This is a genomic window from Acinetobacter sp. YH01020 (assembly GCF_013420275.1).
In the GTDB taxonomy this organism is placed as follows: domain Bacteria; phylum Pseudomonadota; class Gammaproteobacteria; order Pseudomonadales; family Moraxellaceae; genus Acinetobacter; species Acinetobacter amyesii.
Genome location: NZ_VOYN01000122.1, coordinates 1 through 1,391, shown reverse-complemented (window position 1 = coordinate 1,391; position 1,391 = coordinate 1). Strand labels below are relative to the sequence as shown.

Annotated in this window: 1 protein-coding gene; it reads left to right on the top strand. The window is 38.6% G+C overall.

Translation table 11 applies throughout. The features are described 5' to 3' along the window. The first annotated feature begins 73 nt into the window (after positions 1-73). Positions 74-1,378 (top strand): IS4 family transposase, encoded by a 1,305-nt coding sequence (locus FTT85_RS18420; protein ID WP_168379863.1) that lies wholly within the window; start codon positions 74-76, stop codon positions 1,376-1,378. Positions 1,379-1,391 lie beyond the last annotated feature (13 nt).

The following is a 1,391-nucleotide window of genomic DNA, read 5'->3' as shown; positions in this document are numbered from 1 at the left end:
TAATGCCAGTCAGTTAAGCAAATTTTAGTAAAATGTAGTAAAAATGAGTGTATGTAAATACGCTCATTTTTTTATGTCTTTATCTGAACATTTAGAATCCACTCTTGAACATTCTCTCCCATCACTCAACCATTTTTGTGAACTTATTGATTTAAATTGGATTGAAACAAGCCTGCATCAAACAGGTAAGGCATCAATCAGAAGGAGAAAATTACCTGCTGAGCATGTGGTTTGGCTTGTTATTGGGCTTGCCTTGTTTCGAAATCAACCCATCAGCTATGTTGTAGAGCAATTAAACCTCGTGTTTGGTACAACAGAATATTGTGTTCCTAGTGCAGCAGTCCAAGCACGACAACGTTTAGGACAAGAGCCTTTAAGTACCTTATTCTCTCTGCTCAGCCAAGCATGGTTTGATGAAACACAGCAACAATATTCAAGCTTTCAAGGACTTAGCATATGTGCTGTTGATGGGGTGGTTTGGTCTATGCCGCTGACCGAAGAGAACTTTAATCATTTTGGCTCATCTAAAGGTAAAACTGCTGTAGCACCTTACCCACAAGTGAGAGCCACGTGCCTAGTCAATACCAATACCCATGAAATCATAGATGCCCAAATAGGCAGTATGGATCAGGGTGAACTCACATTAGCAAATCAATTATCTCCTCCAGCACAAAGTATTACATTATTTGATCGAGCTTATTTCTCTGCTGATTTTCTAATAGGGTGGCAAACACGTGCAGAATCAAGTCATTGGCTGATGCGAGCAAAAGATAATTTACGTTATGAAATTATTAAACGGAATTCCCCACATGATTTTCATATCAGGATGCCAATATCACCTAGAGCCAAGAAGCTTAACCCAACGTTAGGGGATTATTGGGAGGCACGTTTGATTGAAGTTGAGCAGGCAGGAAAAATCAGACGTTACATTACTTCATTATTAGATTCAAAGACATACCCACTTATAGCCTTGGCAAAGTTATATGCTCAGCGTTGGGAAATTGAAATGTGTTACCGAGAAATTAAAAGCAATTTGCAGAAAGGTAAGCTCTTAAGAAGCAAGCAACCAGACTTAATTTATCAAGAATTATGGGGTGTCTTGATTGCCTATAATGTTCTGAGACGACAAATGAAACATATGGCTCAACGAGCTAAAGTAAGTCCTTTGAGAATCAGTTTTCATATTGCATCTATTGCCCTTCTTAATTTACTCAGATTCGACTCTTTGGCTTCTGCAGGTAATCTCCCCAAACATCTGGAAAGTTTAATGGAGAAATCTAATCGGTATGTTATACCTGAGAGAAGAGTGAGGAGTTATCCAAGGGTTGTAAAAGGAAAACCTCAAAAATACCCAAGAAAAAGCCAGTCAATCTCTTAACTGACTGGCATTA